General features: G+C 69.1%; 22 protein-coding genes. 11 read left to right on the top strand and 11 right to left on the bottom strand.

The annotated features are described in order from the left end of the window. Positions 1–56 precede the first annotated feature (56 nt). From FHR90_RS13205 to FHR90_RS13215, 3 genes are read right to left on the bottom strand one after another with little or no spacing between them, the layout of a single operon-like run. The gene (locus FHR90_RS13205; RefSeq protein ID WP_176626471.1) at positions 57–497 is read right to left on the bottom strand and encodes a GNAT family N-acetyltransferase; all 441 of its coding nucleotides are present in this window, start codon (positions 495–497) and stop codon (positions 57–59) included. A gap of 39 nt (positions 498–536) precedes the next feature. Continuing rightward, positions 537–1949 carry an FAD/NAD(P)-binding protein gene (locus FHR90_RS13210; protein WP_183275375.1) on the bottom strand — a complete coding sequence of 471 codons (1413 nt, stop codon included), beginning with the start codon at positions 1947–1949 and terminating at the stop codon, positions 537–539. A 3-nt stretch (positions 1950–1952) separates the two neighbouring features. Further along, entirely contained in the window at positions 1953–3344 is a 1392-nt protein-coding gene (locus FHR90_RS13215; RefSeq protein ID WP_176623444.1) for an LLM class flavin-dependent oxidoreductase, read from the bottom strand. A 134-nt stretch (positions 3345–3478) separates the two neighbouring features. On the opposite strand from FHR90_RS13215, the gene FHR90_RS13220 reads away from it, so the two are divergent. From FHR90_RS13220 to FHR90_RS13230, 3 genes are read left to right on the top strand one after another with little or no spacing between them, the layout of a single operon-like run. Beyond that, on the top strand, positions 3479–4747 hold the full coding sequence (locus FHR90_RS13220; protein ID WP_176623442.1) for an acyl-CoA dehydrogenase family protein: 1269 nt from the start codon (positions 3479–3481) through the stop codon (positions 4745–4747). Further along, complete coding sequence (locus FHR90_RS13225; protein WP_176623440.1) at positions 4744–6195, top strand: MFS transporter; 1452 nt, start codon at positions 4744–4746, stop codon at positions 6193–6195. Before FHR90_RS13220 ends, FHR90_RS13225 begins: the two co-directional genes overlap by 4 nt. Before the next feature lie 7 nt (positions 6196–6202). After that, positions 6203–7534: an LLM class flavin-dependent oxidoreductase gene (locus tag FHR90_RS13230; RefSeq protein ID WP_266152813.1), complete on the top strand. Its 1332-nt coding sequence runs from the start codon at positions 6203–6205 to the stop codon at positions 7532–7534. Between the two features lie 116 nt (positions 7535–7650). Here the strand turns inward: FHR90_RS13230 and FHR90_RS13235 are convergent, their stop codons facing one another. Continuing rightward, positions 7651–8349 carry a pirin family protein gene (locus FHR90_RS13235; RefSeq protein ID WP_176623438.1) on the bottom strand — a complete coding sequence of 233 codons (699 nt, stop codon included), beginning with the start codon at positions 8347–8349 and terminating at the stop codon, positions 7651–7653. Positions 8350–8494: 145 nt separating this feature from the next. Between FHR90_RS13235 and FHR90_RS13240 the strand changes: the two genes are divergently transcribed. The 4 genes from FHR90_RS13240 to FHR90_RS13255 all read left to right on the top strand — a co-directional run bounded on the left by FHR90_RS13240 (position 8495) and on the right by FHR90_RS13255 (position 12523). After that, the gene (locus FHR90_RS13240; RefSeq protein WP_183275376.1) at positions 8495–9424 is read left to right on the top strand and encodes a LysR family transcriptional regulator; all 930 of its coding nucleotides are present in this window, start codon (positions 8495–8497) and stop codon (positions 9422–9424) included. Between the two features lie 64 nt (positions 9425–9488). Beyond that, complete coding sequence (locus FHR90_RS13245; protein ID WP_183275377.1) at positions 9489–11348, top strand: FUSC family protein; 1860 nt, start codon at positions 9489–9491, stop codon at positions 11346–11348. A 1-nt stretch (position 11349) separates the two neighbouring features. Further along, complete coding sequence (locus FHR90_RS13250) at positions 11350–11562, top strand: DUF1656 domain-containing protein (RefSeq protein WP_176627119.1); 213 nt, start codon at positions 11350–11352, stop codon at positions 11560–11562. Position 11563: 1 nt separating this feature from the next. Further along, the gene (locus tag FHR90_RS13255; RefSeq protein ID WP_183275378.1) at positions 11564–12523 is read left to right on the top strand and encodes an efflux RND transporter periplasmic adaptor subunit; all 960 of its coding nucleotides are present in this window, start codon (positions 11564–11566) and stop codon (positions 12521–12523) included. A gap of 2 nt (positions 12524–12525) precedes the next feature. Here the strand turns inward: FHR90_RS13255 and fdhD are convergent, their stop codons facing one another. The 3 genes from fdhD to glmU are packed head-to-tail and all read right to left on the bottom strand — an operon-like array spanning position 12526 to position 16458. Then, positions 12526–13308 (bottom strand): formate dehydrogenase accessory sulfurtransferase FdhD, encoded by a 783-nt coding sequence (fdhD, locus tag FHR90_RS13260; protein WP_176621852.1) that lies wholly within the window; start codon positions 13306–13308, stop codon positions 12526–12528. Continuing rightward, complete coding sequence (glmS, locus tag FHR90_RS13265; protein WP_176621851.1) at positions 13305–15128, bottom strand: glutamine--fructose-6-phosphate transaminase (isomerizing); 1824 nt, start codon at positions 15126–15128, stop codon at positions 13305–13307. Before glmS ends, fdhD begins: the two co-directional genes overlap by 4 nt. Before the next feature lies 1 nt (position 15129). Then, positions 15130–16458: a bifunctional UDP-N-acetylglucosamine diphosphorylase/glucosamine-1-phosphate N-acetyltransferase GlmU gene (gene glmU, locus FHR90_RS13270; RefSeq protein WP_176621850.1), complete on the bottom strand. Its 1329-nt coding sequence runs from the start codon at positions 16456–16458 to the stop codon at positions 15130–15132. Between the two features lie 92 nt (positions 16459–16550). Between glmU and FHR90_RS13275 the strand changes: the two genes are divergently transcribed. From FHR90_RS13275 to FHR90_RS13285, 3 genes are read left to right on the top strand one after another with little or no spacing between them, the layout of a single operon-like run. Further along, entirely contained in the window at positions 16551–17225 is a 675-nt protein-coding gene (locus FHR90_RS13275) for an HAD family hydrolase (protein ID WP_176621854.1), read from the top strand. Beyond that, positions 17222–18508 carry a nucleobase:cation symporter-2 family protein gene (locus FHR90_RS13280; protein WP_176621849.1) on the top strand — a complete coding sequence of 429 codons (1287 nt, stop codon included), beginning with the start codon at positions 17222–17224 and terminating at the stop codon, positions 18506–18508. The genes FHR90_RS13275 and FHR90_RS13280 overlap by 4 nt, the downstream gene beginning before the upstream one ends. After that, the gene (locus FHR90_RS13285) at positions 18501–18980 is read left to right on the top strand and encodes a nucleoside deaminase (protein ID WP_176621848.1); all 480 of its coding nucleotides are present in this window, start codon (positions 18501–18503) and stop codon (positions 18978–18980) included. Before FHR90_RS13280 ends, FHR90_RS13285 begins: the two co-directional genes overlap by 8 nt. A 4-nt stretch (positions 18981–18984) precedes the next feature. Here FHR90_RS13285 and FHR90_RS13290 read toward each other — a convergent pair whose 3' ends face one another. From FHR90_RS13290 to cax, 3 genes are all read right to left on the bottom strand, one after another. Next, on the bottom strand, positions 18985–20085 hold the full coding sequence (locus FHR90_RS13290; protein ID WP_176621847.1) for a glycerophosphodiester phosphodiesterase: 1101 nt from the start codon (positions 20083–20085) through the stop codon (positions 18985–18987). Positions 20086–20095: 10 nt separating this feature from the next. Next, positions 20096–22462 carry a TonB-dependent receptor gene (locus FHR90_RS13295; RefSeq protein ID WP_176621846.1) on the bottom strand — a complete coding sequence of 789 codons (2367 nt, stop codon included), beginning with the start codon at positions 22460–22462 and terminating at the stop codon, positions 20096–20098. 92 nt (positions 22463–22554) lie between these two features. After that, complete coding sequence (gene cax, locus FHR90_RS13300; protein ID WP_176621845.1) at positions 22555–23637, bottom strand: calcium/proton exchanger; 1083 nt, start codon at positions 23635–23637, stop codon at positions 22555–22557. A gap of 71 nt (positions 23638–23708) precedes the next feature. Between cax and FHR90_RS13305 the strand changes: the two genes are divergently transcribed. Continuing rightward, entirely contained in the window at positions 23709–24269 is a 561-nt protein-coding gene (locus tag FHR90_RS13305; protein ID WP_176621844.1) for a hypothetical protein, read from the top strand. A gap of 2 nt (positions 24270–24271) precedes the next feature. Here the strand turns inward: FHR90_RS13305 and FHR90_RS13310 are convergent, their stop codons facing one another. Then, a complete protein-coding gene (locus FHR90_RS13310; protein WP_176621843.1) occupies positions 24272–25078 on the bottom strand; it encodes a DUF3108 domain-containing protein in 807 nt (268 codons plus the stop codon). Positions 25079–25090: the final 12 nt, after the last annotated feature.

Below are 25090 nucleotides of genomic sequence, written 5' to 3' on the forward strand. Positions count from 1 at the left end.
GCAATCGTTCCCGTGTTCGTCGTCATCGTCCTCACCCCTGAGGCGGAGACCGTCCGCTAACGGAGTGTCTCAAACAACCGTGGGGCGGAGGACCTGATCAATGTGATGGACTTCGCATTGCCGGGTTGCACGTTCGCCTCCAGTCGATGCAGCCCCAGATCATCGAACGCGTGCTTCACCACCTTCGCCACGGCGGCTGTCATGAGACCACGACCGCACCAGTCGATCATACCGTAATAGCCCAGATAGGCACTCCGGAACGCACCCCATACAATCTCCGTGAGAGTGATCACGCCAACGATCGTCTCGCTGCTCGTCTCGCGGGCCACGAAACCAAGATTCGGGCCGGTCAGGATCCGGCCATACCAGGCCTCGAAACCCTGCCGATCCGTAAAGGGCGTCACCCACGGGGCATGATGCCGGCGGCTCGCCGTGTTCGAAGCGATCAGGTCGTCGGCGTCAGAATATCTGACAGGAGCGGTAATGACGTGCAGCATGTCCGGGTTCGTAGCACGAGCAGCGCCGGTATCAGACCGTCAGGAGGTGGCAACGGCGAACTGCCGGGCGACGGCGCGCGCGATGTCACGTGGCTGGGCGGCCACCTGCGGCAGGCCCATCAGTTCGCCATGCGCGCTGCGGGCCAGCGGGCCAGCGACGAACAGGTAGGGGTGCGGACGGCCTTCGGCGCCGATCGCCCGGTTGTCGGCGGTCACGTCGAGGCCGAGGCCAAGTCCGTCCTCACGGACCAGCCCGGCGGCGGCAAGGCTGGCGAGCACCGGGCTGGTGGCGACGACCAAGCCGTGACCCGGGCCGGTACAGTTGACGACGTGGTCGATGTCGAGCGTCTGCGCGCTGCCGCCGCGCGGAGTCCATGTGGCACGCAGCGTAGCCCGCAGTCCGGCGGCGACAGGCTCCACCGAGCGCAGCCGGCCGGTCAGGATGTGGAGCTGGCCGGCCGCACGCAGGCGACGCACCGTGGCGTCGATCTGCGGGGCGGCCTGGAAACGGTGGGTGTCCCAGAACGCGCGCGCATGGCGCAACAGGCGTCGCTTCTCGTTCTTGGGCAAGGCGCGCCACAGGATCGGCGCATCTCGGCGCAGGGCGTCGATCGCGTCTTCCCACGGACGGCCGAGGACACGCAACTCGGCGATGGTCGCGCGGATGCGGCGCAGCAGCGCGAGCGCCGTGGTGGCCGGCGCGGTGGCGAAGTCTCCATACGCTTCCACGGCCTGTTCGGTGCGCGGACGCGGCAGCAGACCGTGGCGCGACAGCGCGGTGATCGTGCCGCGATGCCCGCGAGACGCGAGCGAGGCGATCACGTCCGACGCGGTCAGGCCGGTGCCGACGATCAGCACATGCGACGCCGCCCCGATACCGCCCACCGCACCGTCGGCCCACGGGTCGGCAACCAGGGCAGCAGGGGGCACCGCGCGCAGGAAAGGCGGTGTTGCCGGCGGCGGGTGCGCGACCGCGAGAACCAGCCGGTCGGCGACAAGATCGCTGCCGTCATCGAGAGCGATCGTGAATCCCTCGCCCGCGGGTGCGACCGCGACCGCCCGCGCGCGGAGATGGCGCAGCGCGATGCGCGGCGCGGCCTCACGGGCGAGCGCGTCGAGCGTCTCGGCCATATAGGCACCGAAGCGGCCGCGCTGCGGATACAGTCGCCCGTCCGGCAGGGCGGCATCGGGATCGCGCGCCGCCTCGTCCGCTTCCTCCAGCCAGCGATGGAACTGCGTCGGGTCCTCGGCGAACAGCGCCATGCGATTGGCGGCGACGTTGATGCGGTGCTGCGGATCGGTGCTGCCATAGGCGACCCCCGCGCCGAGACGGGCGCGCGGCTCGATGATGGTCAGCTCCGCCTGCAACGCCGGATGGTCGCGCAGCAGGTGGATGGCAAAGGCAGCCCCAGAGAAGCCGCCGCCGATGACGACGATGCGCAGCGCGGTCATCGCCTATTCGGCCGCCTCGGCGTGCGCAAGCGGGGCGAAGCGGTAGCGATCGGCAGGATGCTCCGCGCCCAACCGGTCGCCGCGGCCGAACAGCTTCTCGCGCAGCGTGCCGGGCCGGTAGCGCGTCTTGTAGCGGCCACGACGCTGAAGCTCCGGCACGACATGATCGACGAAATCCTCGAAGGTCTCCGGGGTGACAGCATAGGCGAGGTTGAAGCCGTCGACACCGGTCTCGTCGATCCAGCGCTCCAGCCCGTCGGCGACCGTCTGCGGGCCACCGACGAGCGTGGCGCCCAGCCCCCCGATCGCGGCATGCGCGCCGACCTCGCGCGCCGTCCACACCCGGTCCGGATCGGCGACGGTGAGCGCGTCCACCGCCGAATGAATGGCGTCATTGCGGATCTGGCGGATCGGCTCGTCGGGATCGAGGCGGGAGAAATCGATGCCGGTCCAGCCCGACATCAGCGTCAGCGCGCCCTCCGCGTCGGCATAGCGACGATACTCGTGCGCCTTGGCCTCCGCAGCCTCGTCATCGGGCCCGGTGATGACGGTCAGCAGCGCGAAGATCAGCACGTTGCCCTCCGGGCGCCCGAGCGCGCGGGCGCGCTTGCGGATATCGGCCACAGCAGGAGCGATCACCTGCGGCGACGGTCCGGCCACGAACACGCATTCGGCATGACCGGCAGCGAAGGCACGGCCTTTCGACGAGGCGCCGGCCTGATACAGCAGCGGCGTGCGCTGCGGCGAGGGTTCGCACAGATGCAACGCGTCGACGCTGAAGTGCTCGCCGCGATGCTCGATCCGGCGCACCCGCGACGGATCGGTGAACACCCCCGAGACCGGATCGCGCCGCATCGCATCGTCGGCCCAGCTTCCCTCCCAGAGCTTGTAGACCACTTCCATGTATTCTTCGGCGATCTCGTAGCGGGTGTCATGCGCGGTCTGGTCGCGCCCGGACGTGCCGCGCGCCGCCGAATTGAGATAGCCGGTGACGATGTTCCAGCCGATGCGGCCGCGGGTGAGATGATCCAGCGTCGACATCCGCCGTGCGAACACGAACGGGTGTTCGTAGGACAGCGTCGCGGTCAGCCCGAAGCCGAGATGCTCGGTGACCGCGGCCATCGCCGGGACCACCATCGCCGGATCGTTGACCGGCACCTGGGCGGCGTGGCGCAGCGCGGCATCGGCATTGCCGCCATAGACGTCGTACACGCCCAGCACGTCGGCGAGAAACAGCCCGTCGAACAGGCCGCGCTCGAGAACCCGGGCGAGATGCGTCCAGTATTCGAGCGTGTTGTAGCTCGCCGAGCGGTCGTGCGGGTGCCGCCACAAGCCCGAGGCCTGATGGCCGACGCAGTTCATGTCGAAGGCGTTCAACCGAATCTCGCGTGCCATCTGCGTGTATTCCTCTGGGCCTGCGTCACGCAAAGTCATATCCGCTTATGACATTCGGTCAACGTGTTTATAGTGTTGACACGCTCATTGGTCGTTGTTTCTTCTGCGACCCCAAACAGAGACGGATTTGTGCGATGACGGTCACGGCCGCTCCTACCAGCCCGGGCCACGATCCGCGTATCGAGGCCCTCCGCGCCCGGTTCCGGCCGGTCTTCGCGCGCATTGCCGAGGGCGCGGTGGCCCGCGAGCAGCAGCGCCAACTGGCCTACGACGCGGTGGGCTGGCTGCGCGAGGCCGGGTTCACTGCCCTGCGCGTGCCGGAAGACTTCGGCGGCGGCGGCGTGCGGCTGACCGAGCTGTTCGCGCTGATCACAGAATTGGCGACGGCGGATTCCAACCTGCCGCAGATCATCCGGGCGCATTTCGGCTTCGTCGAGGCGCTGCTGGCCGAGCCGGACCGCGCGAAGGTCGCCCCGTGGCTGCGTCTGGTCGCGGACGGCGCGATCTTCGGCGCAGCGATGGCCGAACAGGCCTCCGTCACCTCGGTCACCACCACGCTCACTCCCCGGCTGCAGGGCGGCTGGCGTCTCGACGGCCACAAATACTACTCCACCGGCACGCTGTATGCCGACTGGATCTCGGTGATCGCCGCCGAGGGCGACGACCGCGTGCTGGTGGCGATCGAGGCGGACGCACCCGGCGTCGAGCGGGTCGACGACTGGGACGGGTTCGGCCAGCGCCTGACCGGCAGCGGCACTACCCGCTTCGACGGCGTCGACGTGCCCGCCGACCGGGTGATCGCCCGCAACAGGCTCGCCGAACTGCCCTCGGAGCCGTTCTTCACCGCCTTCTGGCAGCAGTTCCACCTCGCCACCCTCGCCGGCATCGGCCGCGCCATCCTGCGCGATGCGATCGCCTTCACCCTGCCCCGCAGCCGCACCTTCTACCGCCCCGGCCGCTCGGTGCCGCGCGAGGATGCGGTGGTGCAGCGGGTGATCGGCCGGCTCTCCGCCCTCGCCTTCTCGGCCGAGACCCTCGCCGCCCGCGTCGCCGCCAGCCTCGATGCGGTCGCCGAACTGCACCGCAGCGGGCCGCGCCGCGACGCAAGGCTGGTTGCCGTCGAGATCGAGGCCTACCAGGCCCAGCAGATCATCCTCGAACAGGTGCTGGAGGCGGCGAACCTGCTGTTCGAGGTCGGCGGCGCCTCCGCCGTCAGCCAGACCCGCGCGCTCGACCGTCACTGGCGCAACGCCCGCGTGCTGGCCTCGCACAACCCCGCCAACCAGCGCGAGCGCGACCTCGGCGACTGGTATCTCAACGGCGTGCTGCCGGCCGATTTGTGGGCCCGGAACCATGCCGCCCAGGCCTCCTCTGCCCAGCAGGCGGAGCCGGCCGCTCGATGAGCGCCCTGGTCTCGAACGCCGACGACGTCTCGCGCCTGGTCAACGAGGGCCCGCGCCACGGCAGCCATGCCCGCATCGTCGTGCTGCTCGCCCTGGGCGGCATCTTCCTCGACGCCTACGACCTGACCACGCTGTCCTACGGCATCGGCGACGTTCAGCGGCATTTCCACCTCTCCGACGCCGGCACCGGGCTGGTCGCGGCGGCGCTGAACGCCGGCACCATCCTCGGCGCGCTGATCGGCGGCTGGCTGACCGACCGTTTCGGCCGCTACGCGATCTTCATGGCCGACATGGCGTTCTTCGTCGTCGCCGCCCTCGCCGCCGGCTTCGCGCCGAGCGCACCGATCCTGATCGCCGCCCGGCTGGCGATGGGATTCGGCGTCGGCATGGACCTTCCCGTCGCGATGGCGTTCCTCGCCGAGTTCTCCAGACTCGACGGTCCCGGCAGCAAGGCGCAGCGGGCGGCTGCCTGGTGCCCGACCTGGTATGCGGCGTCGTCGGTGTGCTTCACGCTGATCTTCGCGCTGTATTTCGCCCTGCCCGCGCAGCATGTCGACTGGCTGTGGCGCGCCTCGCTCGCCTTCGGCGCGGTGCCGGCGCTGGTCATCATCGCGGTGCGCAGCCGCTTCATGGCGGAATCGCCGGTCTGGGTCGCCAAACGCGGCCAGCTGGCCCGCGCGGTCGCGATCCTGCGCGACAGCTACGGCATCGACGCGGTGCTCGACCCGCACGCGCAGGTCACGCCCGAACGCAAGCCACGGCCGAGCTATCTCGTGCTGCTCAAGCCGCCCTATCTGCGCCGTTTCGTGCTCATCAACGGCTTCGGCGCCGCCAGCGCCTTCGCCTATTCGGCGATCGCGTTCGGCCTGCCTGGCATCCTGTCGGGCGTGCTGCATCAGGGCCGCCTCGGCGTGCTGGCGGTGTCGCTGGTGATGAACCTCGCCTTCGCCTTCACCGGCGGGCTGCTCGGGGTGCGGCTGACGCGCTCGCTGCCCTCTCTGTGGCTCACGGTGGCAGGCTACGCCGTCCAGCTGGGAAGTGCGGTCACCCTCGCCCTGATCGGCATTCCGCACGATGCGGCGCAGACCGCCGGCGCGCTGGCAGCGCTGGCCGCGTTCCTGTTCGCCCAGGGCTTCGGCCCCGGCTGCCAGTGCATGGTCTATCCGACGCTGTCCTATCCGACGATGCTGCGCGGCACCGGCGTGGGTCTCAGCCGCGCGATCTCGTCGCTGGCGACGACGGTTTCGCTGATGCTGCTGCCGGGGCTGAACCACCATCTCGGCACGCAGGCCTTCTGGGTGGTGGCATGCGCCCCCGCCCTCGGCATCGCCATATTGCTCGCGATGCGCTGGGAGGTGTTCGGCTACGATGCGGATGCCGATCCGGCGCTGCAACACACGGCAGACCGTGCCTTCTGGCGGCCCGGCGTCGCCCAGGCAGCGGAGTAGTCCGCCCGTGTCGACGCCACCGCGCGAGATCCGGCTCAACGCGTTCGCGATGCACACCATCACCCATCAGTCGCCCGGGCTGTGGCGGCATCCGCGCGACCGCTCGCGCGAGTTCAAGCGCCTGCCGCTCTGGCTCGATCTCGCCCGCCTGCTGGAGCGCGGCCTGTTCGACGGCATCTTCCTCGCCGACGTGCTCGGCCCCTATGACGTGTTCGGCGGTGACGCGCGCGCGGCGATCCGCTCCGGCGCCCAGTTGCCGGCGCATGATCCGATGCTGCTGGTGCCGGCGATGGCAACGGTGACGCAGCATCTCGGCTTCGGCATCACCGCCTCGCTCAGCTACGAGCCGCCCTATCTGATGGCACGCCGCTTCTCCACCCTCGACCACCTCACCGACGGCCGCGTCGGCTGGAACATCGTCACCGGCTATCTCGATTCCGCCGCCCGCGCGCTCGGCCTCGACGCGCAGCGCGCACATGACGACCGCTACGCCTATGCCGAGGAGTATATGGACGCGATCCTCGCGCTGTGGCGCGACAGCTGGGCACCGGACGCGGTGCGCGCCGACGCCCAAGGCTACGCCGACCCCGACCGCGTGCAGGTCATCACGCACCGCTCGCCGAATCTCCGCATGCAGGCTCTGCATCTGTGCGAACCGTCGCCGCAGCGCATCCCCGTCCTCTACCAGGCCGGCAGCTCGTCGGCGGGCCAGGCTTTCGCCGCGCGTCATGCCGAATGCGTGTTCGTCTCCGGCCCCTCCGCATCGGTGATCGCGCCGCGGGTGGCGAAGCTGCGCACCGCCCTGCGCGCGGCAGGCCGCGATCCGGCTGCGGTGAAGGTATCCGCGCTCGCCACCGCGATCGTCGCAGACACCGACGCCGAGGCCCGTGCGCTGCTCGACGACTACCGCGCCCATGTCGATCCCGAAGGCGCACTCGTGCTGCTATCGGGCTGGACGGGGGTGGACTTCGCCGGCATCGGCCTCGACGACGAGGTCCGCTTCATCGCCAGCGAGGCCGGCCGCTCGGCGATGGAGAATTTCACCCGCGCCGACCCGTCGCGCGCATGGAGCGTGCGCGAGGTCGCGGCCCATGTCGGCATCGGCGGCGCCGGCCCGGTGTTTGCCGGCAGTGCCGCCACCGTCGCCGACGCGATGGAGGCGTTCGTCGACGCAACCGGCATCGACGGCTTCAACCTCGCCTATGCCGTGCTGCCGGAAAGCTTCGAACAGGTGGTCGATCTGCTGGTGCCCGAACTCCAGGCACGCGGGCGCTACAAGACGGCCTATACGGAGGGCACGCTGCGCGAGAAGCTGTTACGCGAAGAGGTTCTTTCTTAAAAGAAAGAACCAAAGAACTTCGAAAGCTGCGAGCGGTTCGAGGGCGAGCGTCCGCCCCCGAACCTTCCCAAAACGGACGAAAATCTTTTTGCTTCTTTTTCTTCAGAAAAAGAAGATCACGCCGCATCCACCATCACGATCTCGCTGTCTTCCAGGGCGGTGATGCGCACCACATCCTCACCCTCGATCGCCGCACCGTCGCGGGCGCCGACGCGCTGCCCGTCGATCTCGATCGCGCCCGTCGCCGGCACCAGATAGGCACGGCGATCTCGGCCGAGCGTGTATTGGGTGCTCTCGCCGGCCTTCAGTGTCGCGCCGAGCACGCGGGAATCGCTGCGGATCGGCAGGGCGTCGTTGTCATTGTCGAATCCCGAAGCCAGCACGACGAACTGTCCGGCGCGGTCGCCCTTCGGAAACGGCTTCTGGCCCCAGGCCGGCTTCTCGCCGGTGCTGCGCGGCAGGATCCAGATCTGGAAGATGCGTGTGGTCGTGTCCTCGAGATTGTATTCGGCGTGGGTGATGCCGGTGCCGGCCGACATCACCTGCACGTCGCCGGCCTCGGTCCGGCCCTGGTTGCCGAGATTGTCCTTGTGGGTGATCGCACCCTCGCGGACATAGGTGATGATCTCCATGTCGCGATGCGGATGCGGCGGAAAGCCGGATTTCGGCGCGATGGTGTCGTCGTTCCACACGCGCAGGTCGCCCCAGTGCATGCGGGCGGGGTCGTGATAGCCGGCGAACGAGAAATGATGCTTCGCGTCGAGCCAGCCGTGGTTGGCGCCGCCGAGGCGGTCGAAAGGACGGATGTCGATCATGGATCGGATCTCCTGCGAGGCCTGTTCGGGCCCGGGGCCGATCCCCGGCGTCGATCCTCGCGTCGGACGGTGATGTAGCGCAGGACAGACGTTCGCATAATCCATATAAAACTGTCGGAACCGTTCAGTTTTCTGGAACACCGCCATGAGTCGCGCCGGAACCCCGACCTATGACCAGCTCCGCATCTTCCTGGCCGTGGTCGAGGCAGGCGGTTTCGCGGCAGCGGCGCGCCGGCTGGGGCGGGCGGTATCGGTCGTCAGCTACGGCATCACCCATCTGGAGGCGCAGCTCGGCGTGACGCTGTTCGAGCGCGAGGGCGCGCGCAGCCCGGGCCTGACCGAGGCCGGACGCTCGGTGCTGGCCGAGGCGCAGGCGATCGCGTCGGGATTCGACGCGCTCACCGCCAAGGTGCAGGGGCTGCTGGACGGGCTGGAAGCGGAGCTGCACCTGGCGGTGGATGTGATGCTGCCGGCGGACAGGATCGGCGTCATCCTGCGTGCATTCGCCACGCGGTTTCCGACCGTGTCCCTTCGCCTGCACGTCGAGGCACTCGGCGGGGTGGCGGCGCGGGTCGCGTCGGGAGGCGCCACCCTGGGTATTTCCGGGCCGGTCGGGCTGGAGGCACCCGGACTGGACCGCGAGCAGGCGGGCTGCCTGGCCCTGCTGCCGGTCGCCGCCCCCGATCATCCGCTGGCCCGCCTGCAGCCGATCCCGCCCGGGGCGGTCCGGCAGCATGTGCAGCTGGTGCTGAGCGATCCGTCCGGGGCGACGCGGGGGCGCGACTTCGCGGTGCTGAGCCCCGACACCTGGCGGCTGAGCGACCTGGGCGCGAAAGCCGCACTGCTGCGCGAAGGCATCGGCTGTGGCAACATGCCGCAGCCGGCGATCGCGAACGACCTGCTCACCGGCACGCTGGTGCGTCTCGAAATCCCGGAATCACCGGGCGGCCTGTATCGCTTCTTCGCCATCTGGCGACGCGACCACCCGCCCGGACCGGCGGCGACGTGGCTGCGCGCCCAGTTCGTCGCCCATTGCGCGACCGATGTCGCACCGCCCGGCCTGGCCGAGCTGTGAACGTCCCTTGCCGACGGCGTCCCGCCATGTCGTGATGCGCGGAGCGAATGACCGGCGAGGCAGGATGAGCGGGGCGACGGCGCGACGCGGCGCATGGACCGCCCTGCGGCAGTTGCTGCCCGAAGATGTGCTCGAATCCGTCCGTCTCGGCCTCACCGCCATCGCGGCGATCTACCTCGCGATGCTGTTCGAGCTCCAGGACCCCGAATGGGCCGGCTGGACGGTGCTGTCGGTGTCGCTGGCGACGCGGGCGAGCTCGCTCAGCAAGAGCCTGTGGCGCGCGATCGGCTCGGTGGTGGGCGCCACCGTGTCGCTGCTGATGATGGCCGCCTTCGCCCAGGACACGCTGGCCTTCGACCTAGCACTCGCCGCCTGGCTCGCTTTCGTGACGCTGTTCGCCACCGTCGAGCGCGGCCAGCGCAGCTACGGGTTCGCGCTGATGGGCTTCACCGTGCCGATCATCGCGCTCGGCACGATCCAGACGCCAGACAACGTGTTCCATGTCGCGTTTGCGCGCTGCTCGGCGCTGCTGCTGGGCATCGCCTGCGCGCATGTCTCCTCGGTCTGCGTCGCACGCAGCGTGCAACACGTCGGGCGGGATCTGGCCGCACAGATGGAGGCCACCGCCGCCACCTGCGCGCACTGGCTGGGCGGCATCCGCGACCGCACCGAACGCGGCGCGGCGCCGCTTGCCGACATCCTTGCCCTCGACGAGGCGATCGCCGGGGCGATGGTGGAGCAGCCGAGCCTGCGCACCGGCGGCCGGTTCGTCGTCATCGTGCCTTATCGGCTGCTGCGGCTGTGTACACAGGGGATGCTGGCGCGGTGGCTTAACACACCGGATTTCGCCGCCACCGCGCGGCTGCTGGCGATGCCCGAACACCTGCGCACACCCGGCACCTGGCTGCGGCGCATCGCTGTGGTCGCCCGGCTGTTGCGAGAGGGACGTCGGATCGGGCTCGCCTATGCGCCGGCGCGCCCGCTGGCGGTCGATCGCGACTGGGTGCAGGCACGCAACAACGCCATCCGGACCGCGATCGCGGTCTCGCTCGCCAATGCGCTGTGGTATGCGACCGGCTGGTCGTCGGGCCATGTCGCCGTGGTGTGGGCAGCCCTGCTGTCGACCCTGTTCGCCGCCCGCGCCGACGCCGCGGACGCGGCGCGCAACTTCCTGCTCGGCGGGCTGCTCGCAGCCCTGGTGGGTGTCACGACGCACTACACCGCCCTGACCCTGACCGGGCATTTCGGATTGCTGGCGCTCTCGCTGCTGCCGATGCTGATGCTGGCCGCGATCGGCCGGCTCGATCCGCGCGCGGCGATCGCCGGCGGCTATGCGATGGTGGTGCTGACCTTCGTCGGCCTGCACAATGTCAGCACCTTCGATCTCGGCGCCGATCTCAACGCAGTGCTGGCCAATCTCGTCGGCATGGCGATCGCGGTCGCCGCCTTCACCGCGCTGCCACCGCCCGCCGACGCAGCCCGCCTGCAGCGCCGCGCCCGCCGCCGCATGGCGCGCGACCTGCGCCGTGCGGCCTGCGCGCGGCTGTGGCTGTCGGCACCGGGGAACCGGCGCATCCCCGGCCGGTTCATTGGCCCCGTCTCCAGCCATCTCGCCTTCGATCATCTGTGGCTCGGCCGCATGGCGCGGCGCCTCGCACGCCTGCCCGATTCGCAGGACGGCGAGCCGGTGCTGCTGTGCGGCGCGCTGCTGATCGCGATGCGCCGCCAGACGCCCGCGCTGTGGGGGCAGGCGGGGCCGGCGCTGTGGCAGGCGCGTCTCGAGGCGGGTGCCGCGCTCGCCGAACTCGCCTCGCGCACGGAGGACGCGCTGTCGCGCCAGCGTCTGGACCTGCTGGTCCGGCTGGTCGATGCTCTTCCGGCGAACTGGCCCGGCCTGCTGCCGGGAGCTGGAGACCGGACCTGAGATGCTGCCGCTGCACGAGATCGACCTGCTCGGGATCTACGTCTCGCCGGTGGCGCTCTGCGTGGCCGTCGCCCTGCCGGCAGCGCTGCTGCTGCGCCGGCTGCTGGACCGCACCGCGATCAACCGCTTCGTGCGCAACCGCGCACTGGTCGATCTGTGCATGCTGATCTGCATCGGCTCGCTGCTGGTGTTGTCGCTGCGATTCGGCGCCTGAGATGAGCGACACCGCACCCGACGCCCGGCGGAGCCTGCGCGACCTCAAGCCGCCGGCGGTGTTCAACTTCGCCGTCACCGTGATCGCGCTGCTCGCCGCCGTCACCCTCGCCGTATTGGCCTGGCGCTACTACGAATACACGCCCTGGACCCGCGACGGCCGCGTGCGGGTCTACACGGTGGAGGTGGCACCGGAGGTGTCGGGCACGGTGGTGGACCTGCCGGTCACCGACAACCAGTTCGTCCATGCCGGCGACCTGCTGTTCCGCATCGATCCGGGCACGTTCAGCAACGACGTCACCCAGGCCGAGGGCAGGCTGGCTGCCGCACGCGCGCAGGCCGCCTATCTGGGGGCGGATGCGGCCCGCAACGCCGCCCTGCCCGACATCGCCGCCTCCGCCCAGCAGCGCCAGGATTCGCGCGGTGTCGCCACCCATGCCGAAGGTGCGGCCCTCGATGCGCTCGGCGCGCTCGCCCAGGCGCAGCTCAACCTCAAGCGCACCGAGATCCATGCCGCCGTCGATGGCTGGGTGACGGACCTGCTGCTCCAGAAGGGCAGCTACGCCCGCGCGGGGCAGCGCGCGGTCACTCTGGTCAATGCAACGAGTTTTTGGGTGGACGGCTATTTCGAGGAAACCCAGCTAGCGCGCATCCATCCGGGCAACGCCGCCCGGATCGTGCTGATGGGTGCCCCCGCACAACCGCTCTCGGGGCGGGTGATGGGCATCGGCCACGCGATCGAGGTCAACAATGCGCGGCCCGGCGTGCAGGGCCTTCCCAGCGTCGAGCCGATCTTCACCTGGGTCCGGCTCGCACAGCGCATCCCGGTGCGCATCGCGCTCGATCCGCCGCCCTGCGGCGTGGTTCTGGCCGGCGGCATGACCGCGAGCGTCACGGTTCTGGATCGCAAGGCGGCAAACCCGACCGCACCGCCGCGCTGCGACGAGGCCCAGGAGCGGTGACATCAGGGACGGTAGAGCTCGAATCCGTCGTCGCGCGCCACCGCGGCGATGGTGATGCCGGCTGCCTTCGCGGTGCGCAGGGCGAGCGCGGTCGGTGCTGAGACCGCCACCACCAGCCCCGCCCCCATGCCTGCCGCCTTCTGCACCAGCTCGACGGAGATGCGCGAGCTGAGTGCGACGATCCCCGCCGACACATCGACGCCGCGCACGGCCAGCGCACCCCGCAGCTTGTCGAGCGCGTTGTGCCGGCCGACATCCTCGCGCAGCGCGACCAGCCCCTCGGCTTCGGTCCAGAACGCGGCGGCATGTGTCGCATGCGTCTCGCGTCCCAGCACCTGGTGCGGGCGCAACACGGCGATCGCGGCCTCGATCGCCTTCGCCGACCAGTCGGGTGCCGCACCGACACGCGGCGGCGGTCGCATCGCGGCATCGAGACTTTCCAGTCCGCACAAGCCACAACCGGTCGCCCCGGCCAGACGCCGCCTGCGTGTCTCCAGACGCGCCATCAGCGCATGGTCGATGGTCATGCGCAGCTCGACACCTTCGCCGGGCGTGACGATGTCGAGACGCCCAATCTGGCCGGGATGATCGACGATGCCCTCGGCGAGCGAGAAGCCGAGCGCGAAATCGGCAAGATCGGCCGGGGTGGCGAACATCACCGCATGGCTGAGCCGGTTGTAGCTCAGCGCGATCGGCGTCTCCTCGGCGACGAGACGATGGCCGGGCCGCCAGGCGCCGTCACGCCAGACCGACGGTGCTGAAGCGACCGTCGGCGGCGGGATCATTCCACCGTGACCGATTTGGCGAGATTGCGCGGCTGGTCGACATCGGTGCCCTTCAGCAGCGCCACCTCATAGGCCAGCATCTGCACCGCGATCGCGTGCAGGATCGGGGCGACGAACGGATCGACGGTGGGCACCACCACGATCTGCTCGGCGATGTTGAGCAGTTTCGGCGCGCCGTCGGCGTCAGTGAAGGCGAGGATGCGCGCGCCGCGCGCCTTGGCTTCCTGGAGGTTGGAGGCGGTCTTCTCGAACAGCCGTCCGCCCGGCGCGATCGCCACCACCGGCACGGTGCGGTCGATCAGCGCGATCGGGCCGTGCTTCATCTCGCCGGCGGCATAGGCCTCGGCATGGATGTAGCTGATCTCCTTGAGCTTCAGTGCGCCCTCGAGCGCGATCGGAAACGCCGCTCCACGGCCCAGATACAGCACGTCGCGCGCTTCCGCGACGACCTGCGCCATCGCCTGGATATCTTCACGCAGGGTGAGAAGTTCACTGGCGCGGCCCGGAAGATCGGTAAGTGCGGCGGTCAGCGCACCGGCACGCTCCTCGCCCAGCGTGCCGCGCGCGGTGCCTGTGGCGATCGCCAGACAGGCCAGCACGCAGAGCTGCGCGGTGAAGGCCTTGGTCGAGGCGACGCAGATCTCGGGGCCGGCCACCGTCTCCAGCACCGCGTCGCTTTCGCGCGCCATGGTGCTTTCCGGAACGTTGAGCACCGAAAGCACGTGCTGGCCGGCGCCATGCAGGCCGCGCAGGGCGGCGAGCGTGTCGGCGGTCTCGCCGGACTGGCTGATGAGCAGACCCAGGCCGCCCTCGGGCAGCGGCGGCTCGCGGTAGCGAAGTTCGCTGGCCACATCGGCATCGGTCGGCAGCCGCGCGATGCTTTCCAGCCAGTGCCGGCCGACAAGCCCGGCATAATAGGCCGAGCCGCAGGCGGTCATCGTGATGCGCGGGATGGTGGCGAGATCGAACGGCAGTTCGGGCAGCACCACCTGGCGCGTGGCCGGATCGAGCATCCGGCGCAGGGTCTGGCCGATCACCGACGGATGCTCGTGCAATTCCTTTTCCATGTAGTGCCGGTAGCCGTCCTTGCCGATCGCGCCGGCGGCGAGGGCGACCGCCTTGATCTCGCGGTTCACCGGCCGGTCGTCGAAATCAAAGATCTGCGCGCCGGTCTTGCTGACCACGGTCCAGTCGCCGTCGCGCAGATAGGTGATGCGACGCGCCAGCGGCGACAGCGCGAGGCTGTCGGAGCCGAGGAACATCTCGCCCTCGCCATAGCCGATCGCCAGCGGCGCGCCATGCTGCGCGCCGATCATCAGGTCGGGGTGGCCGGCGAACACCATCGCCAGCGCATAGGCCCCTTCGAGGCGCCGGAACGCGGTGAGGGCTGCCTCGCGCGGCGCCATGCCACGGGCGAGATGCAGGTCGACGAGCTGGGCGACGGTCTCGGTATCGGTCTCGGTGGAGAACACCTGCCCCTCGGCCTCGAGCTCGCTGCGGAGCTCCGCATGATTCTCGATGATGCCGTTATGCACCACCGAGACGCGCGAGGTGCCGTGTGGATGCGCGTTGCCCTCGGTGGGCGCGCCATGCGTCGCCCAGCGCGTGTGCCCCACGCCGACCACGCCGGGCAGCGGCATGCGGTCGAGCACGGCGGCGAGGTTGGCGAGCTTGCCCTCGGCGCGGCGACGGTCGATATGGCCGTCGATCAGCGTGGCGATGCCGGCGGAATCATAGCCGCGATATTCCAGCCGGCGCAGCGCCTCGAGCAGCACGGGCGCTGCGGGCGCGTTGCCGATGACGCCGACGATGCCACACATCTCAGACGGTCTCCTTGTTCGCCTTGCGCGCGCGCAAGGATTGTTTGAGGGCAGCACCTCGACCTTCGAGCTCGGTCTGCTGCGCGCGGCCAAAGGCCAGCGCGCCGGGGCTGACCGAGCGGGTGATGACGCTGCCGGCGGCGATCAGGCTATCGTCGCCGAGGCTGACGGGTGCGACCAGCACGCTGTCGGAGCCGACGAACACATCCGCGCCGATCGTGGTGCGGTGCTTGAAGGTGCCATCGTAATTGCAGGTGATGGTGCCGGCGCCGATATTGCTGTTTGCACCGATGCTGGCATCGCCGAGATAGGCGAGATGGTTGGCCTTCGCCCCCGCGCCGAGTTCGGTCGCCTTGAGCTCGACGAAATTGCCGACATGTGCCCCCTCGCCCACCACCGTTGCCGGCCGCAGTCGGGCGAACGGGCCGACCAGCGCGCCAGCCCGGACCTCGCAACCTTCCAGATGCGAGAACGACCGGATCTCGGCCGGCCCGTGCACGGTCACGCCGGGTCCGAACACCACGTTGGGATGCACCACCACATCCGGGCCGAGCACGGTGTCGTAGCTGAAGAACACGGTCTCGGGCGCGCGCAGGCTCACCCCCGCCTCCATCGCCGTCTCGCGCATCACCTGCTGGAAGGTCGCCTCAGCGGCGGCGAGTTCGGCGCGCGAGTTGACGCCGCGCAGTTCTGCCTCCGGCGCCTCCACCGCCTCCACCCGCGCACCCTCGGCACTGGCGGCGGCGATCGCATCGGTGAGGTAGTATTCGCCCTTGGCGTTGTCGCAGCCGACCGCGGCCAGCCAGCGGCGCAGGGCGGCGGCCTCGGCGCAGATCACCCCGGCATTGCAAAGTCCGATCGCCCGCTCCGCCTCGGACGCGTCCGCCCATTCGACGATCCTCCGCACCTGCCCGTCCTCGACCACCACGCGGCCATAGCGCCCCGGATCGGCCGGCCGCATCGCCAGCAGCACCAGATCGGCCGAGCCACGCGCCTCGCGCAGCCGCGACAGCGTCGCCGGCGTGATGAGCGGGTTGTCGGCATACAGGATCGCCACATCGCCCTCGCCGAACAGGGCTTCCGCCATGCGAGCGGCATGCGCGGTGCCGAGCCGGTCGGTCTGCACAACGGTCGGATGCGGGGCGGCGATCGCCTCCAGCGCCTCCATGCCGGGGCCGACGACGACCACGATGCGGTCGAACCGCGCCTCGGCGGAGGCGATCAGATGCGCCAGCATCGGCCGTCCGCCGATCGGATGGGCGGCCTTGGGGAGGGCGGATTTCATCCGGGTCCCAAGACCCGCGGCAAGGATGATAGCGGTCGCTGGCATGATCCTCATCGGCCTACGGCCGGGCCCCTGCGCTGTCAAATGGCCAGCAGCCGGCCTACGATCAAGTTCGATTGCCGATGGTTACGCCCCCCATGCCCTCCAGTCCGTTCAGCCCACCGCCCCTGCTGGTCTTCGACCTCGACGGCACCCTGGTCGACTCGCTCGACGACCTCACCGCCGTGCTGAACAGGCTGCCGGCGCGGGCCGGGCTGCCCGCACTCGACGCCGATATCGTGCGGCCGATGGTCGGCGACGGCGTCGGCGCTCTGGTCGCGCGCGCCATGACGCATGACGGGCGTGTGGCGACCCCGACCGATGTGACGGACTACCTCGCGATCTATGGTGCGGCCACCGCGGTCCGGACACGCCCCTTCGAGGGCATTCCCGACATGCTGGAGGCCTGCGCGCGCCGCGGCTGGCGGCTGGCGGTCTGCACCAACAAGCCGCACGCCGCCGCCCGCACCTTGCTCGAGTCGCTGGGCCTGCGGGCCTATTTCGCCGCGATCGGCGGCGGCGACAGCTTCACCAGCCGCAAGCCCGCCCCCGGCCACCTTGTCGCCACCATCGCCGCCGCCGAAGGCGCGCTCGGCCGGGCGGTGATGATCGGCGATCACCACAACGACATCGCCGCCGCCGCCGCCGCCCACGTGCCGTCGATCTTCGCCAGCTGGGGCTACGGCACGGCGGCGATGGGTGCGGCGGCCGATGCCGTGGCGACACGGGTGGCCGACCTGCCCGAGCACGCCGCCCGCCTGCTCGGAGCATGACGCCGCCGCAAGCCGCCCCTCTGCCGCCGGCGCGCATCGTCTCGCTGGGGCTCCAGCATGTGATGGTGATGTATGCCGGCACCGTCGCGGTGCCGCTGATCGTCGCCTCGATGATTGGCCTGACCGGCGGCCAGACGGCGCTTCTGGTCGATGCCAGCCTGCTGACCTCGGGCCTCGCCACCCTGCTGCAGACGCTCGGCCTGTGGCGTTTCGGCGGGCGGCTGCCGCTGATCCAAGGCTGCTCGTTCGTCATGTTGTCGCCACTGGTGCTGATCGGCCAGCGCTACGGGCTGCCGACCGTGTTCGGCTCGGCGATCGCCTGCGGCCTGTTCACCATCCTCGCCGCCCCGCTGTTCGGCCGCCTGCTGCGGTTCTTCCCGCCGCTGGTGATCGGCTGCGTGATCACCATCATCGGCATCTCGCTGATGCCGGCGGCGGCGCTGTGGATCGGCGGCGGCAATCCGGCAGCACCCGGATTCGGCGCGCCGGCCAATCTCGCCCTCGGCTTCGCCACCCTCGCCCTGCATTGCCTCACGCGCGGCATCCTGCGCAGCTTCAGCATCCTGTCCGGCATGATCGCCGGCACGCTGGCAGCACTCGCGTGCGGGCTGTGCGATTTCTCCGCCGTCGGCGACGCGGCCTGGATCGGTCTCGCCACACCCTTCGCCTTCGGCCCACCCCGCTTCGCCGCCGTGCCGGTCCTCGTCGCCTGCCTCGGCATGCTGGTCGTGATGACGGAGACCACCGGCAACGTGCTGCTGATCGATCGGCTGCTGGGTCGCGAGACCACGCCGCTGAGGCTGGCCGACAGCCTGCGCGCCGACGGGCTGGCGAGCGTGCTCGGCGGCTGCCTCAACAGCTTCCCCTACAATGCGTTCTCGCAGAATGCCGGGCTGATGATGCTCACCGGCGTCGCGCGACGCTCGGTGCTGGTGGCCGCCGGGCTGATCCTGATCGGGCTCGGGCTGTTCCCGAAGCTCGGTGCGATCGTGGCCGCAATCCCGCGCCCGGTGCTGGGCGGCGCCGGTATCCTGATGTTCGGCATGACGCTGGCCGCCGGTATCCGGCAGTTGCGCGAGGTCGATCTCGACCGCGATGCCAACATGCTGGTCATCGCCGTCTCGATCGGCGTCGGCGTGCTGCCGATGTCGCTGCCACGGCTGTTCGACGCGATGCCAGACGCGATGCGACTGATCCTCGACAGCGGCATCTTCCTCGGCGGCCTGGCCGCTGTCCTGCTCAACGCGCTCCTGAACCGGAAAGGATCACCACGCCTTGACTGACCGGACCACCGATCTCGACTTCCTGCGCCTGTCGAACGAGGTCGGCAGGCGTGCCACGACCCTCGGCCATCATCCGTTCGGTGCCGTGCTGGTCGGGCCGGACCGCCGCACGGTGCTGATGACCCAGTGCAACATCGATACCGTCAACCACGCGGAATCGACGCTTGCGCGCATCGCGGCGAGCAACTGGCCGGCGGAGGTGCTGTGGGACTGCACGCTGTATACCGCCGTCGAGCCCTGCTGCATGTGCGCGGGCACCATCTACTGGGCCAATATCGGCCGCGTGGTCTACGGGATGAGCGAGAAACGGCTGCTCGAATGCACGGGCGACCACCCCGAGAACCCGACGATGAGCCTGCCATCGGCCACCGTGTTCGCGCATGGCCAGAAGCCCATCACCCTCGAGGGCCCGTTCCCGGAGATCGAGGCCGAGACGTTGGCCTTGCAACGGGACTTCTGGTCGACCCGATGAGTGCTCAGGCGAGTGCTGCGCGACCCAGGGCGGGATCGTCGGTGAAGAACCCGTCGATGCCGGTCGCGAGATAGCGCCGGATCTCGGCGATCGAGCCCTCCGGATTGCGTGCCGCAGGGCCGGAATCGTTGCGGAAATCGGCGGCGAGAAAGACGTTTTCCGGACGGAATGTGTACACATGCACCGCCAGCCCGGCGGCGTGCGCATCGCTCACCAGGGCGGTCGGCGCGGCGAGGCGCTGGTCGGGGCCGAGCGGGATCACCGAGCGGGTGGAGGGGCCGATGATGTCGGCATAGGAGGCAACCTCGCGCAGGCCGGCGGGTGTCATCATCTCGCCGAACGTACCTGGCTGACCGGGGATCGTGATGTCGTGAGCCTCACCCATGAGCTGCATGAAGCGCAGGTTGCGGCGGCTGTGCCCGAGGATGTCGCGGACGTGGCGCAGGCCCTCGGCATAGAAGCACTGCAGCTCGACCGGCGCGGTCTGCGTGTAGCTGTGGGCGGAGATGACATCGACGAAGCGCTGCTCGGTGGGCAGGCCGAGGGCGCGGAAATCGCGCACCGATTTGAGCTCCGGGATCAGCCCGATCGGCCTGCCCCGGGTGGCGGATTCGGCGGCGACGAAGTCGATGATCTCCTCGAAGGTCGGGATCTGGAATTGCCCGTCATAGACGGTGTTCTGCGGCCGTATCTTCGGCAGTCGCTCCTTCGCGCGCAGCGTCTTGAGTTCGGCGAGGGTGAAGTCGACCGTGAACCAGCCGGTCTGGGTCTTGCCATCAATGGTGCGCGTGGCGCGACGCGCGGCGAATTCCGGCCGGCCCGCAACATCGGTGGTGTCGGCGATGTTGCTCTCGTGGCGTGCGACCAGCACACCGTCCTTCGTCGGCACCAGATCGGGCTCGACGAAATCCGCCCCGTCGGCGATCGCCTTGGCGTAGGAGGCCAGCGTGTGTTCGGGCCGCAGCGCCGGAGCACCACGATGGCCGATCACCAGCGGTTTGCCGTCTGCGGCACGGTCGCGCCCCACCACCGGTTCGGCGGCGGCGCGGCCGACCATCGAGGCGGCGAGCGCAGAGCCCATCAGCCCGCGTCTGGTGAACTTCATGGCGTTCTCCTCAGAAATGCGCGGTCACGGTGAGGAAGTACATCCGCGGCGCGATCGGGAAGGTGTTGTAGGTCCCCGACGCCGCGCCGACCACCACCGTCGACACGCCGCGCTGGTTGTTGAGATTGGTGATGTTTCCCTGCAGATAGATGTCGTGCAGGAACGTCTGCGCGCGCGGCAGCTCGATGCGGTACCCCGCCTGCAGGCCGAGCAGGAAGAAGCTCTTGACCGAGAGATCGTTGGTGTAGGTGGCGTAGCGCTTGCCGACGTAGTCGCCGGTGAGCTGGGCGTCGAAATCGCCCCAGTTGGCGGAGATCACGCTCTTGTTCATCCATTCCGGGCTGCCCGGAACCTTCTTGCCGGCGGTCGGCACCAGGGCGGTGCCGGAGGTGTAGTCATTGTCGTAGCGCGAATTGTTGTAGGAAATCGCGTCATAGACCGACAGATGCGGGCCGAAATGCAGCGTGCCGGCGAGGTCGACGCCGTCGGTGGTGACGGACCCGACATTGGCGATGATCGCCGCACCGCCGACGATCGAGGAGATCACCGGGGTGGCGCTGATGCTGAGCAGGCGGTTGGAGAAATCGACGTGGTAATACTCCGCCTGGCCCTCGAAACCGGTCAGCCAGCCCAGATCGAGACGATGCTGCGAACGCAGCCCGGCTTCGTAGGTCCATGAGGTCTCGGGCTTGCCGGTCTGCTTGAACAGGTCGAACGCCGCCTGGCTGCCGAGGCTCCAGGGCGACAGCCCGCCGGCACCATAGGTCATGAACTGGCGCGCATTGCGCTGGATGTTGGCAAACAGCTGCTCGCCATGGGTGACGTTCCAGGTCAGGCCGAATTCCGGCAGGAACGCCTCGGTGGTGTCGATCGAGCCCACCGGCAGCAGGCCGGTGGAGCCGACCAGCGAGCCGAGTTTCGGCTGCACCGGGACCTGGCCGTCGGCGAACTGCATCGAGCTCTTCAGCCCCGCCGTGGCGACGATGGTCTTCGTCACCTGGATGCGGTCGTCGATATGGGTCTGGAATTCGGTGGTGGCGATCTGGCTGCCATACTGGGTGATCAGCGGGCCCGTCGGACGCTCGTACGGCGTCGACGGGTCGTTTGCGAATAGCGGATACCAGCGGCGGAACTGCGAGGATTCGTTGTGCTCGACCCAAGCGCCGATCTCGATCGTGTTGCGTCCGGCCGTCCAGTCGAGCGCGGTCAGATAGCCGCCGCGATTGATGAGGTATTCGGTGGTGCGTGTCGCGTAGCCCGAGCCGCCGAAGATCTGCTTGAGGTTCTGACCGGGGAAATACACGTTGAACAGCGCCGGCAGACCGGCCGCCGTGATCGGACCCGCGACCACGCCCGCGCCGTCATCGTGGTGGTAGTAGATCTGGTTCGACCAGTGCAGATGGTCGGAGAACCGATGCGTCCATTTCAGGTAGCCGAGATAATCGGTGCGCTGCGCGTCGGAATAGTAGTTGCGATAGTTCGACCCGGCCGCGGCAGGTGTGGCACCGGTGGCGGAGAGATAGTTCAGCGCGGCGTTGAAATCGGGATAGAGGAACGGTCGCACATAGGGCGCGCTCTTCTCGCCGGCGACATGCACGGTGCTGTCCTCGTTCGGCTCGACCTTGTCGGACCAGTCGAAATAGCCCACCAGGCGATCGTTGCCCGCATCATGGACGAACTTGGCGTTCACCTGATAGCCGCCCTGGTGGCCGGCGAAATCCCATGCCCGCGCATCCTGCCGCGCAAAGGACACATACGCCGTGTTGCCATTGCCGAAATCGCCGCTGTCGATGCGCGCATAGGTGCGAAAGGTGCTGAACGAGCCGAAACTCTGGCCGATCGTGCCGCCGAAGCGGTGTTTCGGATCTGAGGTGAACGTGTCGATGGTGCCGCCGAGATTCGAGGTCGAGGCGGTGGCGAGATCGCCCGCGCCCGACGACAGCGTCACCTGCCCGACATTCTCGCTGATCACCGCGCGCTGTGGCGAAAGACCGTTGTAGTTGCCGTAGTTCTGATCGCCCAGCGGCACGCCGTCGAGCGTGTAGCCGAGCTGCTGCTGGTTGAAGCCGTGGATGTAGAGCGTGATGTTCTGCTCGTTGTTCCCCCACGGATCGGCGGTCTGATAAACCACGCCGGGCAGCGTCTCCAGGGCCTTGAGCGGATTGATGCCGGGCAGCAGCTTCTGCATCTCCGCGCCCGAGATCGTCACCGCCGAACGCGAGGTGCGATGCGCGAGCACGACGATCGAATCGCTGCTCTCCTTCGTGGTCGGCTTCGCCTTCCTGCTGTTGGCGTCATCGGCATGGGCGATGCCGCCGAGCGACAAGGCACTCGCCGCCAGCAGCACGCGACGCAGCATCAATTTCCGGCGAAACATCTCGAGCCTCAGGTTCGTTCGCAAACCCGCGCTGCGTAGAGCCATCGTTGTCCGACCTCAACGAGGCCGGACAATGTTTCATCGAAACGTCATCACCCGGCGGCGAAGAAGAACGCCATGGCGAGGAGCGCATACAGCCCGATCAGCAGCACGCCCTCATACCAGGTGGTCTCGCCATCGGCGGTCACCGCGCGCACCACGAAGGCGGTGCCGCCGATGGCCAGCAGGTCGAGCGGATTGCCGAACACCAGGTTCATCGGCGTGCCGATCAGCCACGACACCAGCACCAGAATCGGGGCGACCACCATCGCCATCTGGATCGCCGAGCCGATGCAGATGTTGAACACCATCGTCATGCGATCGTCGCGCGCGAACACGATCGCGGCGAACAGATCCGCCGCCGTGCCGACCAGCGCGAGCACCACCACGCCGAGGAACATCGACGACAGATGCAGCAACTCCGCCGTCTGTTCGAGCGAGCGCGAGACAAGCTCGGCCTCGAGCGCGACAACCGCGGTGACCACCACCAGCACGGTGAGCGAGCGTGCGACGCTCCAGCCCTGCGTCGTTCCACCCTCGCCCGTCTCCTCGCCGTCCTTGGCGGCGGTAAACACCCGGCGATGGGTGACGAGTGTGTAGACGAGATTGATCAGATACAGCGCGATCAGCACCACCGCGACACCGAGCGAAAGATGCTCGTCGGCGATCGCCACGATCGGCCTGGCCACCGCCGCGCGCTGCGTCGCGTCGAACACCGCCGGCAGCAGCAGCGCGATCAGCACCACGGTCAGCATCGTCGACAGCAGGCCGATCGCGTCGCGGTTGAAGAGCTGCTTCTCGCGCCCGATTCCGCCGGCCAGCATCGCCATGCCGAGACCCAGCAGCCCGGTGCCGATGATCGAGCCGGTGACCTGCGCCTGCACCACCGCCGCCTGGCCGCCCGTCAGCACGAACAGGGCGAGCAGCAGTTCGGCGATGCTGCCGAACGAGACATTGAGCAGCGAGCCGAGCGCGCCGCCGACCCGCTCGGCCAGATGCTCCGTCGCCTCGCGCACCCGGTCGGCCAGCACGGCGGTCGCCACCGCGCCGGCAGCGAACACCCACACAGGGGGTGCCTGAAACCAGGCCAGGGCCAGTGAGACCGGGACGATGAGGAGGAGAAGGAGGCGCAGCATCGTCACAATGTAACGAAGTCCGACCGCGTTGGAGACAGCTAAACTGCGCATCCCGACCCAAGGAGCCCAGTTTGCGCGACAGCCGGATCGCCTTCCGTTTCCGCCCCGTCGAAGGCGGGCGTACGACCGAGCCGTCGATCGGCTTCGGTGCCGACACCATCCGGCTGCCGGTCGAGATCAGGCTGCACGAGGCACCGCGCCCGGCGGAGACATCGAAGGGACCGCCCGCCCGGCTACCATCGGCGAAGCCATCCGTCATGCCGGGTGCGGGGCGCAACCACCCCGACCGCGACAACAACCCGCTCGACATGCGTTCGGGGGCGACCACGCGCCGTTTCGGCTCCACCACCGATGATGGCGGCTTCGCGGTATTCGACAGCGCGCAGACCGGGTTCGCCGCTGCCGCCTCGCGCTTCGACCGCATCGGCGGCACGCTCGACCATATCGTCTCGGTGTGGTCGCCCGCGGCGGACAACAACGACACCGCCGGCATGCAGAAGCAGATCGCCGCCGCCGCAGGACTGTCAGGCAGCCAGTACTGGCACGACCTGTCCGATGCGCAGAAGCGCGCCTTCCTGCAGGCCTACGCCCGGCGCGAGGGCTATCACGGCGGCGGCCCGCAGGCCGGCTGAGCTCAGTCGAGCGGCTCGGCCTTGACGAGGAACAGGTTGCCGTAGCCGAGCATCGGGTTCTCGAATCCGCCGCGGATCGGCACCGGCACATTCACCGCGCTGCCCTGCGGCACCGCGATCGAGGCGGTGCCGTGCATCGGGCGGCGGGATTTCGCCTCGTCGTCGTCATGCAGGATGCCGCCGACCTGGTTGGCGACGAAGTCGCAGCGCTGCGCGGGGCCTGCATAGGGCGAGCGGTCGGTGCTCTCGACCTGCACCTGGCCGGCATCGGTCGCGACCACCTTCGACAGCCGCAGCCCGTCGAACACCGTCGCCTGCTCGGCGCAGCCATGCCCGTCCAGCACGCCATGCAGCATCAACACCACCGCCGAGAGCGTATCGATGCTGCCGCGCGTCGCCTCGGCCGCGATCGGGTCGCGGTCCAGCTCGGCTGGGGTCTGCAACACCACCTGCGGGTCGCCGTCGTGATAGACCAGCTCGGAGTGGCGCTGCGCACCGCGTGTATAGCCCTGGCTGTCGAAGCGGTCCGGCACCACGCGCGCGCCGTCGAACCGGCCGGTCGCCTGGCTGACCACCTCGCTGCGGTTGATCATGTTGGCGATGCCGGTGGTGTGGTACGACAGCACGATCGAATAGCCGGACGGCGTCAGACGGAGCTGTGCGACCATCTGCATGGCCCGCAGCCCATGTGCATAGACGTTGTAGGTCAGCTTGAAATTGCCGGTCGCTCCCGGGGCAGCGACCGCAGGGCGGATCGGCAGCAAGGCGAGCCCGGCCGCCAGCGTGGCGGCAGAAAGAGGGCGCAGCATCGTGTCTCCTCG

It is taken from the genome of Endobacter medicaginis (genome assembly GCF_014192375.1).
Classification (GTDB): domain Bacteria; phylum Pseudomonadota; class Alphaproteobacteria; order Acetobacterales; family Acetobacteraceae; genus Endobacter; species Endobacter medicaginis.